The sequence below is a fragment of the Cupriavidus sp. GW823-FHT06D04 genome (genome assembly GCF_058795055.1).
Genome location: NZ_JBXAHL010000014.1, coordinates 1 through 13,304 on the forward strand (window position 1 = coordinate 1; position 13,304 = coordinate 13,304).

The following is a 13,304-nucleotide window of genomic DNA, read 5'->3' on the forward strand; positions in this document are numbered from 1 at the left end:
ATCCGCCAATACATTGAGCAACAACAGACGCCGCATTAGCCGCCGAAAGGACGCCGACGGCGTCCGCGCTATCCTTCTCCGGCCTAAAGGCCGAGGCTTGCCGCGCACCTGGTCAAGAAGAATTGGAAGTTGTGTGTCCGGCGGAAACCGGAGGCGCCATGGTGTCCGCAAACGCTGCCAGCCGCGGCATCGCATCCACGGCATTGCGCCATGTCGCCTGCGCCAGCGCCATCGCATCGATGCCGCGCAATTCCGCCATCACACGGGCTACGCCCGCCACCTCCGCGGGCGAGTTGCGCGCCTTGTGCTGTTCGCCGAACTGATCGTCAGACAGCCACGCCGGCGCCATGTCGGGTGCGTCGGTTTCCAGCACCAGCGCCTCCAGCGGCAGCTCCGTCGCCAGCCGGCGGATCTGCCGCGCACGGCTGAAGGTGACATTGCCGCCGAAGCCGAGCTTCAGGCCCTGCTCGACAAAGCGCCGCGCCTGTTCATTGCTGCCGTTGAAAGCGTGGGCAATGCCGCGCTTCACGCCCAGCTTGCGCAGCTGCGCGCCAACCTGGTCCTGTGACTTGCGCACATGCAGCAGCACCGGCAGGTCAAATTCCCGCGCGATCTTCAGCTGCTCCGCGTAGAGCCAGGTCTGGTGCTCCGCATCCAGCCCCGCGACGAAGAAGTCGAGCCCGATCTCGCCGATGCCGACAAAGCGCGGGTCGCCCATGCTGGCCGCCACCTCGCGCCGCAGCGTGTCAAGGTCGGCCTGGCCGGCGCCGGGCGAGCACAGCGGATGGATGCCGAGTGCATAGACGCAGCGCGCATCGTGGCGCGCTAGCGCGCGCACGGCATCGAAGTTCCAGACGGCCACCGCCGGCACCACGATGCCGCGCACGCCGGCAGCCTCGGCCGCGTCGGCCACCTGCTGGCGGTCAGCGTCGAACTCGCTGGCGTCGAGGTGGCAATGAGTGTCGATCCACATGGGCCGGCCCGGCTCAGCGTTCCTGGTGCAGGTGCCCGTCGCGCAGCCGCAGCACGCGGTCGCAGCGGCCGGCCAGGTCCAGGTCGTGGGTGACGATGATGAAGCTGGTGCCGAGCGTGCGCGACAGTTCCAGCATCAGGTCATAGACGCCGCCGGCGGTGTGGTCGTCGAGATTGCCGGTGGGTTCGTCGGCCAGCACGCAGGCCGGCTGCCCTACCAGCGCGCGCGCGATGGCCACGCGCTGGCGCTCGCCGCCGGACAGCTCGCCCGGGCGGTGCTTCGCGCGCCCGCCCAGGCCCACGCGCTCCAGCATGGCCTGCGCCACGCCGCGCGCGTCATGCTGGGTCAGGCCGCGGATACGCATCGGCATCGCCACGTTGTCCAGCGCGGTGAATTCCGGCAGCAGGTGGTGGAACTGGTAGACGAAGCCCAGCTGGCGGTTGCGCACCACGTTGCGCTCGCGTTCACGCAGCGCCGTGAAGGGCTTGCCGAGCAGCGCGACGCGGCCGGAGTCGGGCTCATCCAGCCCGCCCAGCACATGCAGCAGCGTGCTCTTGCCCGAGCCCGAGGCGCCGACGATGGCAACCTTCTCTCCGGCATTGACGCGCACGTCGACGCCGCGCAGCACGTCCACATCGAGTTCGCCCTGGCGGAAACGCTTGGTCAGGCCCTCGGCCACCAGCACCGGCGAGCCGGTGCGCGGCTGGTCCGCGGCGGGCGTGGGGGTATCGGCGTGCAACACGGCTTCACTCATAGCGCAGCGCCTCCGCCGGGTTGACGCGGGCGGCACGCCAGCTGGGATAGAGCGTGGCCAGCGTGGCCAGCACAAAGGAAATGATGCCGATGGTGGCGATGTCGTTCACGCGGGGATCCGAAGGCAGTTCGCTGATGAAATAGATGTCGCGCGGCAGGAACTGCACGTGCAGCAGCCGCTCGATGAAAGGCACGATAACGTCGATATTGGTGGCGATCAGCGTGCCGCCGGCCACGCCCAGGATGGTGCCGATAAAGCCGATGGCCACGCCCTGCACGATAAAGATCTTCATGATCGAGCCCGGCTGCGCGCCCATGGTGCGCAGGATGGCGATATCGGCCTGCTTGTCGGTGACGGTCATCACCAGCGTGGACACCAGGTTGAATGCCGCCACGGCGATGATCAGCGTCAGGATGATGAACATCATGCGCTTCTCGGTCTGCACCGCGGCAAACCAGTTGCGGTTCTGCTTGGACCAGTCGCGCAGGTAGAGCTCGCCCGACATGGTGCCGGCCAGCTCGTTGGCCACCTGCGGCGCGCGCTGCATGTCCTGCAGCTTCAGGCGCACGCCGGTGGGGCCGCTCAGGCGGAACAGGGTCTCGGCGTCGTGCATGTTGACCAGCGCCAGCGCGCTGTCGAACTCGAAATGCCCGGACGAGAACACGCCCACCACGGTGAACTGCTTGAGCCGCGGCAGCACGCCCGCCGGCGTCATGGTGCCCTGCGGCGCCACCAGCGTGACCTTGTCGCCGACCTGCACGCCCATGGCGTTGGCCAGCTCGTTGCCCAGCGCAATGCCGAAGCCGCCCGGCGCCAGCGCCGTCATGCTGCCGGCCCGGAACTGGTTGCCGATGTCAGAGACCTTGGGCTCCTGCGACGGCTCCACGCCGCGCAGCAGCACGCCGCGCACAGCGTCGTCGCGGGTCAGCATGGCCTGGGCCGCGACGTAGGGCGCGGCGCCGACCACTTCCTTGTTCTGCAAGGCCTCGGCGGCGGTCTTCTGCCAGTCCGGCAGCGCTGACGGGCCGATCACTTCGATATGCGCCAGCACCGACAGCATGCGGTCGCGCACTTCCTTCTGGAACCCGTTCATCACCGACAGCACCACGATCAGCGCGGCCACGCCAAGGGCGATCCCGAACATCGAGATCATCGAGATGAACGAAATGAAGGTATTGCGGCTGGCGCGCTTGCTTGCGCGGGTATATCGCCAGCCGATCTGCCACTCGTAGGGAAAGTTCAAGAGGATTCCTGTTGTTTCGGGAAAGCGCCGGTGCCCCCCCGGGGGCGCTGGCGGCACTCATGCAGCCTTGGCGGGCGCCGTCCCGGTCACGCCACGGCGTCGCCCGGGACTGGCGCCGGCCAGCCGGGAGTTTACAATCTCGCCACCATGATGACGCACCTGACCCTGATTGTGCCCTTTTCCGTCCCACCGGGCGCCGGCGACGACGGCCGCGACGATGTCGTTCCCGGCGCGCTGCTGCGGCAATTGGAGCTGCCGGCGCTCGGAAAGTTGCTGACCCGGGCCGAGCCCGGCCCGCGCGAGCGGCATGAAGACCCCTTCCTGCGCAGCCTGCCGCAGGAGCGCTGGCTGGCCGGCAAGGCGGGGCTGGACCCGGTCCGGGTGCCGCTGGCGCCCTATATGCGGCTGGCCGACAGTGGCGGCGCCGTCCCCGCCAGCTCCGATGGCCAGTCCTGGACCTGCCTGCAGCCGGTGCACATCCATGCCGCGCGCGATCACCTGGTGCTGATGCCGCCCGCCCAACTGGGCATCCGGCCGCAGGAAGCCACCGCCCTGCGCGCCGCCATCGACGCACTGCTGCTGGAATCGGGCATCGCGCTGGAATCGCCCTGCCCGCAGCGCTGGTACCTGCCCGAGGCCGCATTCGGCCCGCTGGAGGCGACCACGCCGCTGCGCGCGGCGGGCCGCAATATCGATATCTGGATGCAGGCCGGCGAGCGCGCCCGCGACTGGCGCCGCCTGCAGAACGAGGTCCAGATGACCTGGCATGACCACCGCGTCAACCAGGCCCGCGAGGCTGCCGGCGAGGCGCCGGTCAATTCGGTCTGGCTGTACGGCGGCGGCGCGCTGCAGCCGGTGCCGCGGCTGGCCGATACGGTGCTGAGCAACGATCCCTTCCTGAGCGGGCTGGCGCTGGCCGCCGGCAGCCGCGTGCTGCCGGTGCCGGCCGGCCTGGCCGGCGCCACCGGGGTGGAGGGCACGGTGCTGGCCATGCTCGACAGCGCCACCGAAGCCCATATCGCCGAAGACTGGGGCCTGTGGCTGGACCGCATGCATGTGCTGGATGCCGACTGGTTCGCGCCGGCGCTGGAAGCGCTGGTGGCCGGCCAGGTCGGCGCCATCACGCTGGTGCTGGGCGGCGAGAACCACTTTGCCGAGTTCACCGTGCGCCGCGCCGACCTGCGCAAGTTCTGGCGCGGCATGGGCCAGCGCGGCGACTGGCGCGCGCTGCTGTCCGACCTCGCCTATGCCGCATAAATCTGCCTGAAGCCGCCTGACACGCGCCGCCCCTACCGAAACATCACCTGCCGCCCCGCCCATGACCCGGATCGCCATCCGCCAGTTTTCCCCCGAACACGCCAGCTCGCTGGCCGCCGCCGGCCTCCACCCCACGCTGGCCCGCATCCTGGCCGCGCGCGGCGTGGCCCGCGCCGCCGAGCTTGCCACCGACTTGCCCGAACTGGTGCCGCCCGCGGCCATGAAGGGCATCGGCCACGCCGCGGCCTACCTGGCTGACGCCATCGCCGCCGGCAAGCGCCTGCTGATCGTCGCTGACTATGACTGCGACGGCGCCACCGCCTGCGCGGTGGGCGTACGCGGGCTGCGCATGCTGGGCGCACAGGTGGAGTACATCGTGCCGAACCGCTTCGAGTACGGCTACGGCCTGACCCCGGAGATCGTGGCACTGGCGGCCAGGCAGCAGCCGGACGTGATCGTCACGGTCGACAACGGCATCGCCAGCGTCGACGGCGTGGCCGCGGCCAATGCGCTGGGCATCGACGTGGTGGTGACCGACCACCACCTGCCTGGATCTGAGCTGCCGCAGGCCGCGGTGATCGTCAACCCGAACCAGCCGGGCTGCGAATTCCCCAGCAAGAACCTGGCGGGCGTGGGTGTGATGTTCTATGTGCTGCTCGCGTTGCGCGCGGAACTGCGCCAGCGCGGCGTCTATACCCAGGCCACGCAACCGCCGCTGCAGACGCTGCTGGACCTGGTGGCGCTGGGCACGGTGGCCGACGTGGTCAAGCTGGACACCAACAACCGCATCCTGGTGGCGCAGGGCCTGCGCCGCATGCGCGCCGGACGGATGCAGCCGGGCGTGGCGGCGCTGTTCCGTGCCGCCGGGCGCGAGGCGGCGCGCGCCAATACCTTCGACCTGGGCTTCGGGCTGGGTCCGCGCCTGAACGCGGCCGGCCGGCTGGCGGACATGTCGCTGGGCATTGAATGCCTGTTGACCGAAGATGCCAACCGCGCCTGGGAAATCGCCCAGGAGCTGGACGGTATGAACCGCGAGCGGCGCGACATCGAGGCCGGCATGCAGCAGGAGGCGCTGCAGATCCTGGAGCAGCCGCTGGCCGGCCCGGATCCGTCGGCACGCTTTACCGTCAGCGTGTTCAACGACACCTGGCACCAGGGCGTGATCGGCATCGTGGCGTCGCGTCTGAAAGACAAGTTCCACCGCCCCACCATCACCTTCGCCCCCGGCGACGAGACCACCGTCAAGGGCTCGGGCCGCTCGATCCCCGGCTTCCACCTGCGCGATGCGCTGGACCTGGTGTCCAAGCGCCATCCCGGCATGCTGCTCAAGTTCGGCGGCCACGCCATGGCGGCCGGGCTGACCGTGCGCGCAGAGCGCTTTGCCGAGTTCCAGGAAGCCTTCGAGGCGGTCGGCCGCGAATGGCTGACCGACGACCAGCTGGCGCGCGTGATCGAGACCGACGGCGATATCGAGGACCAGTGCTTCAGCCCGGAATTCGTCACCCTGCTGGAGCAGCAGGTATGGGGCCAGGGCTTCCCGGCGCCGACCTTCTGCGGCGAGTTCGACGTGCTGCGCCAGAGCGTGCTCAAGGGCAAGCACCTGAAGCTGCAGCTGGGGCGCGGCAGCCAGCGCTTTGATGCGATCTGGTTCAACCACGCCGACTCGCTCGGTGCCAGCGCGCAGGTGGCCTACCGGCTCGACAACAACACCTTCAACGGCGTCACCCGCGTGCAACTGGTGATCGAGCACGCGCAGTAGCGTGCTCCGGGGAGCGTTAGCCCCGTTTAGCCGCGCGACGGCAGGTAGGCCATCGGGTCGACCGGCTTGCCGTTGCCGCGCACCTCGAAATGCAGCTCGCTCGAGCTGGCGCCCATGCGGCCCACGTCCTGTCCGGCCGCGACCGAGGCGCCCTCGGTGACCAGCGGCTGGTCGAGGTTGCCGTAGACGGTCAGCCAGTCGTCGTTGTGCTTGACGATCACCAGCATGCCGTAGCCACGCAGGTTGCCCACGTGGATGGCGCGCCCCGCGGCGGCGGCGCGCACCGTGCCATTGGCTGGCACGGCAATGCGCAGGCCCTTGCTGGCCGGCGGCGCGTAGCCTCCGGTGACGCGGCCATCGGCCGGCCACTGCAGGCGGATGCCGCTGGCGGGCGGCCTGGACGAGCCGCTGTCGACGCGCGGCGTATCGGTCACGGTCTGGTCGGTGCCGGTGGAGGCCGGGGCGCTGCCACCCGGCGGCCGCACGCGGACCAGCTGGCCCACCTCGATCTGGCTGGGGCTGGTGATGTCGCTGTTCCAGCGGGTCAGGTCGCGCACGCTGCGGCGGTGCTTGCGCGCGATCGAATACAGCGTGTCGCCGCGCTCAACGCGGTAGTAGCCGTCCGGCACGGGCCCGCCCGTGGTACCGCAGCCGGCCGCGACCGCGGCCGCGGCGGCCAGCAGCAGGCCCAGCGCGCGGCGCCGGCCTGGCTCGATGTCATGTCTGGTTTGCGTCATTCGTCCCTGTTCTTTGTCTAGCCGGGGAGCGGCTTGCGACCCGTATTATCGCCGCGTGCGTCGCCCGGCACCGGCGGATAGACCGCGCGGCGGCCATTCCGTTCGGTCCGCGGCCCGCCCGAGGCGGCCCGGAAGCCCCGGGTTGCCGCGCCGATCCGCTATAATTCGGGGTTTTCTAAGCGCAGGAACATCATGGAAGCAGAACGCCTCAACGCCATCTCCGGTGCCATCTCCGATCTCCGTTCCCGGACGGAAGATCTACGGGGGTATCTTTGACTACGATGTCAAAGTAGGAAGGCTGGACGAAGTCAACGGTTTGCTGGAAGACCCCGACGTCTGGAACAACCCCAAGCGGGCCCAGGACCTCGGCAAGGAAAAGAAGGCAATCGAGGGCGTGGTAAGCGTGCTTAGCAAGCTCACCGACGACCTCAGCGGTGCCGAAGAGCTGTTTGAGCTCGCCAGGGAAGAAGGCGACGACGACACCCTCGAAGCGATCGAGGCCGACGTCAAGGGCTTCGAGGAGATCGTCGCGGGCATGGAATTCCGCCGCATGTTCTCTGGCGAGATGGACCAGGCCAACGCCTTTATCGACATCCAGGCCGGCGCCGGCGGCACTGAAGCGTGCGACTGGGCCTCGATGCTGCTGCGCCAGTACCTGAAGTACTGCGAGCGCAAGGGCTTCAAGGCCGAGGTGCTGGAAGAGTCCGAAGGCGACGTGGCCGGCATCAAGAGCGCGACCATCAAGATCGAGGGCGAATACGCCTTCGGCTACCTGCGTACGGAAACGGGCGTGCACCGCCTGGTGCGCAAGTCGCCGTTCGATTCGTCGGGCGGGCGCCATACCTCGTTCTCGTCGGTGTTCGTCTACCCCGAGGTGGATGATTCGTTCGAGGTCGAGGTCAACCCGGCGGACCTGCGCGTTGACACCTACCGCGCTTCGGGCGCGGGCGGCCAGCATATCAACAAGACCGATTCGGCCGTGCGGATCACGCACATCCCGACCGGTATCGTGGTGCAGTGCCAGAACGACCGCTCGCAGCACCGCAACCGTGCCGAAGCCATGTCGATGCTGAAATCGCGCCTGTACGAGCACGAGATGCGCAAGCGCCAGGCCGAGGCCGACAAGCTCGAAGCCGGCAAGACCGACGTGGGCTGGGGCCACCAGATCCGCTCCTACGTGCTGGACCAGAGCCGCATCAAGGACCTGCGCACCAACGTGGAAATGTCCAACACCCAGAAGGTGCTGGACGGCGACCTGGACCCGTTCATCGAGGCCAGCCTCAAGCAGGGACTGTAAGGCAGCACCCGCCGTCCGCCCTGCCGGCGCGGCCGGCGGCGGCACAGCATTCCATCCACCGCTGTACCGCCGCCCGCGCCACACCGGCACGGCGGCAGGGCGACATCTCCGACCGGGGCACCATGAGCGAAGCCAATCACCTCTACATCATCACCGGCGCCTCGCGCGGGCTGGGCGCGGCACTGACCAATGCCCTGCTCGTGCCGGGCAACCGTCTGATCTGCGTGGCGCGCAGCCGCAACAGCGAGCTGGAGCGCATCGCCACCATGAGCGGCGTGCCGGTGGCCTGGCACCTGCAGGACCTGTCGCAGGCCGGCCCCGCCGCGACTTGGCTCGCCAGCGTGCTCGATACGCTCGACATCCCGCCGACCAGCGCCACGCTGATCCTGAACGCCGGCGTGGTCGAGCCGATCGGCCCGGTCGCGCGCCTGCAGGAAAAGACTTTGGTGCCGCACCTGCTGACCAACCTGGCGGCGCCGATGACGATGACCGCTGCGTTCCTGGAGCGCACCGAGAAGTTCGACTGCCCGCGCAAGGTGCTGGCTATCTCCTCCGGCGCGGCGCGCCGCCCGGTCGAAGGCTGGAGCGCGTACTGCGCCGGCAAGGCCGGGCTGGACATGTTCATGCGCTCGGTCAACGCCGAGTACGCCCAGGCCGAAGCCCCGCGCACCGTGCGCGCCGTGGCGCTGGCCCCGGGCGTGATCGACACCGGCATGCAGGCCACCATCCGCAATGCCGATTTCGCCCAGGTGCAGCGCTTCCGCGAGCTGAAAGCCAATGAACAGCTGGCGTCGGCCGAGGAAACCGCCGGCCGCATCGTCGCCTACCTGCACCGCCCGGATTTCGGCAGCACCGAGCTGGACGATCTCCGCAACTACTAAGCCGCACCCATCAAAGCCATCTGAATCCGCGCGCGGCAAGCCGCGCGCGATCCGACAAGACATCATGACTGAACCGAACCGCGCCCAGGCCAAGCCAGCCGCCGCAGACACCCCCGCCGTCGACGAGAACAAGATCATCGCGGAGCGGCGCGAGAAGCTGGCCGCGCTGCGCCAGCAGGGCGTGCCCTTCCCCAACGATTTCCGCCCCTCCCACCAGGCCGCCGCGCTGCAGGCGCAGTACGCCGAGACCGAGCAGGCCACGCTCGAGGCCGCGCCGGTCGAGGTCGCCATCGCCGGGCGCATGATGCTCAAGCGCGTGATGGGCAAGGCCAGCTTTGCCACGGTGCAGGACGGCAGCGGCCAGATCCAGTTCTACATCACGCGCGACAAGGTCGGCGAAGAGGTCTACGCGGCCTTCAAGCACTGGGACCTGGGCGACATCATCAGCGCCCGCGGCGAGCTGTTCCGCACCAATAAGGGCGAGCTGTCGGTGCAGGTGCGCGAGCTGCGCCTGCTGTCCAAGTCGCTGCGCCCGCTGCCGGACAAGTTCCACGGCCTGGCCGACCAGGAAATGAAATACCGCCAGCGCTATGTCGACCTGATCGTGTCGCCGGAAACGCGCAACACCTTCCGCGCCCGCACCAACGCGATCTCGTCGCTGCGCCGCCATATGGCCGATGCCGGCTTCATGGAAGTGGAAACGCCGATGCTGCACCCGATCCCGGGCGGCGCCGCGGCCAAGCCCTTCATCACGCACCACAATGCGCTGGACATGCAGATGTTCCTGCGCATCGCGCCCGAGCTGTACCTGAAGCGCCTGATCGTGGGCGGCTTCGAGCGCGTGTTCGAGATCAACCGCAACTTCCGCAACGAAGGGGTGAGCCCGCGCCACAACCCCGAGTTCACCATGATGGAGTTCTACGCGGCCTACACGGACTACCGCTGGCTGATGGACTTCACCGAGGACCTGATCCGCAAGGCCGCCATCGATGCGCGCGGCAGCGCCGTGCTGACGTACCAGGACCGCGAGCTGGATCTGTCCAAGCCGTTCCATCGCCTGACCATCTGCCAGGCGATCCAGAAGTTCGCGCCGCAGTACACCGATGCGCAACTGGCCGATGCCGGGTTCCTGCGCACCGAGCTGAAGAAGTTCGGCGTCAACACCAACGCGCCGCAGTTCCTCAACGCCGGCCTGGGCACGCTGCAACTGGTGCTGTTCGAGGAAACCGCGGAAAGCCAGTTGTGGGAGCCGACCTTTATCGTCGACTACCCGGTCGAGGTCTCGCCGCTGGCGCGCGCTTCGGACACGGTGCCGGGCATCACCGAGCGCTTCGAGCTGTTCATCACCGGCCGCGAGATCGCCAACGGCTTCTCGGAGCTGAACGATGCCGAAGACCAGGCCGACCGCTTCCGCAAGCAGGTCGAGCAGAAGGACGCCGGCGATGAAGAAGCCATGTACTTCGACGCCGACTACATCCGCGCGCTGGAATACGGCATGCCCCCGACGGGCGGCTGCGGCATCGGCATCGACCGCCTGGTGATGCTGCTGACGGACAGCCCGAATATCCGCGACGTCATCCTGTTCCCGCACCTGCGCCGGGAAGACTGATGCAGGCGGCGTCCGGCAGGACGCCCCACTGCGGAAACCGTGAACGCCACCGCCTGCGGTGACCGCCTGCGGTGGGGTTTTTCTTAGGGTCGCGAAAGGCACTCCAGCGTGTCGATTGTTACAACCCGGTCCGCAACCGCGCCGCCAGGACGACCACAACCCATTGAATCGAAAGGATTTTTCCGCCTACATATATTTACAAAAACAAACGGAAAACGGCACCCGCTTCGGCCACACTGGCTCCATCCCATCGCGGCCTTCGCCGCACCGGAGCCACAATGCAGAGCCAAGCCACCTCGCCAGACCACACCCCTGCACCGCTGCCGCCGCAACGCCGGCTGCATCCGCTGATCGGCGCGGCGGCCGTGGCCGTGGTGATCGCCAGCCTGACCGCTGTCGCCGCCGTGACCGGCGTGCTGCCAATCAGCAAGGCCAACCCGGACCTGCAAACGCAACAAGGTCCGCAGGGCCCGCTGCCAGTCACCGCGGAAACCGCGCCCCCGCCGGGCAGCACCACGCGCCCACCGGTCTACGATGACGGCCAGCCGCGCCCGGCCAATCAGGACGCTGCCCGTTCGTCGCAAACCGCACCGCGCACCGCCCCGGCACGCCAGGCCGCGCAGCGCGACAGCGAGCCGCGCGCCAGCCAGCGCGCCGACACCGAGCGCCAAGCTGCCAAGGGCAGCCCCTACGCCGGCCGTATCGTCGCCGTGACGCCGGTCCAGACCCAGAAGCCCAACACCAGCGGCCTGGGCGCGCTCGGCGGCGCTGTGGTGGGCGGCCTGCTGGGCAACCAGGTCGGCAAGGGCAACGGCCGCATCGTCGGCACCGTGGTCGGTGCCGTGGGCGGCGGCGTAGCCGGCAACCAGATCGAGAAGGCGGTCAGCAAGGACACACATTACGAAGTCCGCGTACGCATGGACGATGGCAGCCATCGCAGCTTCACTTACGAGCAGAACCCTGGCGTGCAGGTGGGCCAGCGCGTGCACCTGGAGAATGGTGCGCTGGTGACCGGGTGACCGCCCACAGCACGCGCCGGCGCATTTAGTGTGCCGTTACAAACCATGGCCGGCTTGTCGCCGGCCTTTTTCATGGTCGCTTTGCTATGATTCTTGGGCGCCACCTCCCGGTGAACCGGAGTCCATACCATGCAGCCAGCCACCCACAACACTTGCAGGACCTGGCAACGGCTTCTCCCACTGGCCGGCGCGCTGCTGCTGGCGCTGTCGCACCACGCGGCGTTCGGGCAGGAACTGCTTGTGCTCGGCGGCCTCCAGTCGACGGAGTCCCTCGGCGAGCGCAGCTACGGCTACGCCTACTCCTACCAGCACAACCTCGGCGAGAACTGGTACGCGACCTTCACCTACCTGAATGAAGGCCATGTCACCAACCATCACCGCGACGGCCACAGCGTCCAGCTTTGGTGGCGCTACCTGGCCCTGGACCGCCGGCTGACGCTGGCCCTCGGTGCCGGCCCTTACCGCTATTTCGATACCACCGACCAGCGCTCGGACGGCACCTACGACAACCACCACGGCTGGGGCGCGCTGCTGAGCGCTGCGGCAACCTGGTATGTGAACGGTGGCCCCTGGATGCTGCAGGCGCGCTACAACCGAACACAGACGTCGTCAAGCATCAAGACCAACACGTTGCTGGTGGGCGTCGGCTACCAGCTCGATCGCGGTGACCGCGGCGGGCCGGTGGTGCCGCCGCCGGGCCGGACAGACAATGTCACGCAGAATGAGCTGACGGCGCTCCTTGGCGGAACCATCGTCAACAGCTTCGATCCACAGACTTCTTTCGCCAAAGCGGTGGAATACCGGCGCGGGCTGTGGCAATACGTGGACGGCACCATCAGCTACATCAACGAAGGAGAAAACGCGGTGCTGCGCCGCAACGGCGTGGCCGCGCAGGCGTGGCTCACGCGCGCGTTCTTCCACGACAAACTGACACTCGGGGTCGGCGTGGGCCCGTACTACGCCATCGACCTGAGCCAGAAAGGGTTGAGCGCAGCCAGCTCGCCGTCGCGATGGTCTGGCCTGATGTCGATGTCGGCCAGCTACCGGCTCGGCGACCACTGGCTGACGCGGCTGACATGGAACCGCACCATGACCGGCTACGACCACGATACCGACGTGATCCTGGCGGGCGTCGGCTACCGCTTCTAAGCAAACAGGCCGGCGGAGCCGGCCTGTTTCAGGGGAGTTCTTGCTTATTGGGATTCTTCGATCCAGGCAGCCTGGATCGCTTCCAGGATCTTCTCGCCGGAACGCTCCGGCACATCGGCAAAGCCATCCAGTTCCAGCACCCAGCGGCGCAGGTCGGTGAATCGCACCGACATGGGATCCACATCGGGATACTTGTCGTACAGGGCTGCCGCGATATCGTAGGTATCGGTCCACTTCATGGGGTTATTCTCCGCTGAGGTCTGCCGGGCCGCTCAGTGGCCTTCCTTGGCGTGGTTGATGGTGTACTTCGGGATCTCGATGGTCAGGTCTTCCTCATCGACGATGGCCTGGCACGACAGCCGCGAATTCGGCTCCAGCCCCCAGGCCTTGTCGAGCAGGTCTTCTTCCTTCTCTTCAGCCTCGTTGAGCGAGTTGAAACCCTCGCGCACGATCACGTGGCAGGTGGTGCAGGCGCACGATTTCTCGCACGCATGCTCGATCGCGATGCCGTGCGAGAGCAGCGCATCGCAGACGCTGACACCCGTCTCGGCTTCAATCACCGTCCCATCCGGGCAGTATTCGACGTGGGGCAAAACTATGATCTGTGGCATCTCGTGTCCTGGTAT

The 13,304-nt window shown here is 67.9% G+C and carries 13 protein-coding genes; 7 read left to right on the forward strand and 6 right to left on the reverse strand.

Going from position 1 to position 13,304, the window contains the following annotated elements; genetic code table 11:
* Window positions 1–112: 112 nt before the first annotated feature.
* From AC1Q7H_RS18395 to AC1Q7H_RS18405, 3 genes are read right to left on the reverse strand one after another with little or no spacing between them, the layout of a single operon-like run.
* The gene (locus AC1Q7H_RS18395) at window positions 113–973 is read right to left on the reverse strand and encodes a TatD family hydrolase (RefSeq protein WP_013956132.1); all 861 of its coding nucleotides are present in this window, start codon (window positions 971–973) and stop codon (window positions 113–115) included.
* 13 nt (window positions 974–986) lie between these two features.
* Entirely contained in the window at window positions 987–1,727 is a 741-nt protein-coding gene (lolD, locus tag AC1Q7H_RS18400) for a lipoprotein-releasing ABC transporter ATP-binding protein LolD (RefSeq protein WP_013956131.1), read from the reverse strand.
* Complete coding sequence (locus tag AC1Q7H_RS18405; RefSeq protein WP_013956130.1) at window positions 1,720–2,970, reverse strand: lipoprotein-releasing ABC transporter permease subunit; 1,251 nt, start codon at window positions 2,968–2,970, stop codon at window positions 1,720–1,722. The genes lolD and AC1Q7H_RS18405 overlap by 8 nt, the downstream gene beginning before the upstream one ends.
* Window positions 2,971–3,117: 147 nt before the next feature.
* Between AC1Q7H_RS18405 and AC1Q7H_RS18410 the strand changes: the two genes are divergently transcribed.
* Entirely contained in the window at window positions 3,118–4,227 is a 1,110-nt protein-coding gene (locus tag AC1Q7H_RS18410; RefSeq protein WP_153955636.1) for a hypothetical protein, read from the forward strand.
* 61 nt (window positions 4,228–4,288) lie between these two features.
* Complete coding sequence (recJ, locus tag AC1Q7H_RS18415) at window positions 4,289–5,986, forward strand: single-stranded-DNA-specific exonuclease RecJ (protein WP_153955635.1); 1,698 nt, start codon at window positions 4,289–4,291, stop codon at window positions 5,984–5,986.
* Window positions 5,987–6,012: 26 nt separating this feature from the next.
* Here recJ and AC1Q7H_RS18420 read toward each other — a convergent pair whose 3' ends face one another.
* Window positions 6,013–6,723, reverse strand: a complete 711-nt coding sequence (locus AC1Q7H_RS18420; RefSeq protein WP_013956127.1) for a peptidoglycan DD-metalloendopeptidase family protein — start codon at window positions 6,721–6,723, stop codon at window positions 6,013–6,015.
* A 192-nt stretch (window positions 6,724–6,915) separates the two neighbouring features.
* Here AC1Q7H_RS18420 and prfB point away from each other — a divergent pair.
* The 5 genes from prfB to AC1Q7H_RS18445 all read left to right on the forward strand — a co-directional run bounded on the left by prfB (window position 6,916) and on the right by AC1Q7H_RS18445 (window position 12,678).
* Window positions 6,916–8,020, forward strand: a protein-coding gene (gene prfB, locus AC1Q7H_RS18425) for a peptide chain release factor 2 (protein ID WP_099045607.1) whose coding sequence is annotated in 2 segments (ribosomal slippage) — window positions 6,916–6,996 and window positions 6,998–8,020 — 1,104 coding nt in all. Because the reading frame shifts where the segments join, the coding sequence is not laid out codon by codon here.
* Window positions 8,021–8,142: 122 nt separating this feature from the next.
* Window positions 8,143–8,901: an SDR family oxidoreductase gene (locus tag AC1Q7H_RS18430; RefSeq protein WP_013956125.1), complete on the forward strand. Its 759-nt coding sequence runs from the start codon at window positions 8,143–8,145 to the stop codon at window positions 8,899–8,901.
* A gap of 64 nt (window positions 8,902–8,965) precedes the next feature.
* On the forward strand, window positions 8,966–10,510 hold the full coding sequence (gene lysS / locus AC1Q7H_RS18435) for a lysine--tRNA ligase (RefSeq protein WP_013956124.1): 1,545 nt from the start codon (window positions 8,966–8,968) through the stop codon (window positions 10,508–10,510).
* A gap of 278 nt (window positions 10,511–10,788) precedes the next feature.
* Window positions 10,789–11,529, forward strand: coding sequence for a glycine zipper 2TM domain-containing protein (locus tag AC1Q7H_RS18440; RefSeq protein ID WP_153955634.1), 741 nt, complete (start codon window positions 10,789–10,791; stop codon window positions 11,527–11,529).
* 129 nt (window positions 11,530–11,658) lie between these two features.
* A complete protein-coding gene (locus AC1Q7H_RS18445; protein WP_153955633.1) occupies window positions 11,659–12,678 on the forward strand; it encodes a hypothetical protein in 1,020 nt (339 codons plus the stop codon).
* A 44-nt stretch (window positions 12,679–12,722) separates the two neighbouring features.
* Here the strand turns inward: AC1Q7H_RS18445 and iscX are convergent, their stop codons facing one another.
* Both iscX and fdx read right to left on the reverse strand, forming a co-directional pair.
* Window positions 12,723–12,917, reverse strand: a complete 195-nt coding sequence (gene iscX / locus AC1Q7H_RS18450; RefSeq protein WP_013956121.1) for a Fe-S cluster assembly protein IscX — start codon at window positions 12,915–12,917, stop codon at window positions 12,723–12,725.
* 33 nt (window positions 12,918–12,950) lie between these two features.
* Complete coding sequence (gene fdx / locus AC1Q7H_RS18455) at window positions 12,951–13,289, reverse strand: ISC system 2Fe-2S type ferredoxin (protein WP_013956120.1); 339 nt, start codon at window positions 13,287–13,289, stop codon at window positions 12,951–12,953.
* Between the last annotated feature and the right edge of the window lie 15 nt (window positions 13,290–13,304).

Excerpts from the sequence above, each read along its gene's own strand:
- AC1Q7H_RS18395 (WP_013956132.1), bottom strand. The coding sequence starts at position 973 with ATGTGGATCGACACTCATTGCCACCTCGACGCCAGCGAGTTCGACGCT.
- lolD (WP_013956131.1), bottom strand. The coding sequence starts at position 1,727 with ATGAGTGAAGCCGTGTTGCACGCCGATACCCCCACGCCCGCCGCGGAC.
- AC1Q7H_RS18410 (WP_153955636.1), top strand. The coding sequence starts at position 3,118 with ATGATGACGCACCTGACCCTGATTGTGCCCTTTTCCGTCCCACCGGGC.
- recJ (WP_153955635.1), top strand. The coding sequence starts at position 4,289 with ATGACCCGGATCGCCATCCGCCAGTTTTCCCCCGAACACGCCAGCTCG.
- AC1Q7H_RS18420 (WP_013956127.1), bottom strand. The coding sequence starts at position 6,723 with ATGACGCAAACCAGACATGACATCGAGCCAGGCCGGCGCCGCGCGCTG.
- AC1Q7H_RS18430 (WP_013956125.1), top strand. The coding sequence starts at position 8,143 with ATGAGCGAAGCCAATCACCTCTACATCATCACCGGCGCCTCGCGCGGG.
- lysS (WP_013956124.1), top strand. The coding sequence starts at position 8,966 with ATGACTGAACCGAACCGCGCCCAGGCCAAGCCAGCCGCCGCAGACACC.
- AC1Q7H_RS18440 (WP_153955634.1), top strand. The coding sequence starts at position 10,789 with ATGCAGAGCCAAGCCACCTCGCCAGACCACACCCCTGCACCGCTGCCG.
- AC1Q7H_RS18445 (WP_153955633.1), top strand. The coding sequence starts at position 11,659 with ATGCAGCCAGCCACCCACAACACTTGCAGGACCTGGCAACGGCTTCTC.
- iscX (WP_013956121.1), bottom strand. The coding sequence starts at position 12,917 with ATGAAGTGGACCGATACCTACGATATCGCGGCAGCCCTGTACGACAAG.
- fdx (WP_013956120.1), bottom strand. The coding sequence starts at position 13,289 with ATGCCACAGATCATAGTTTTGCCCCACGTCGAATACTGCCCGGATGGG.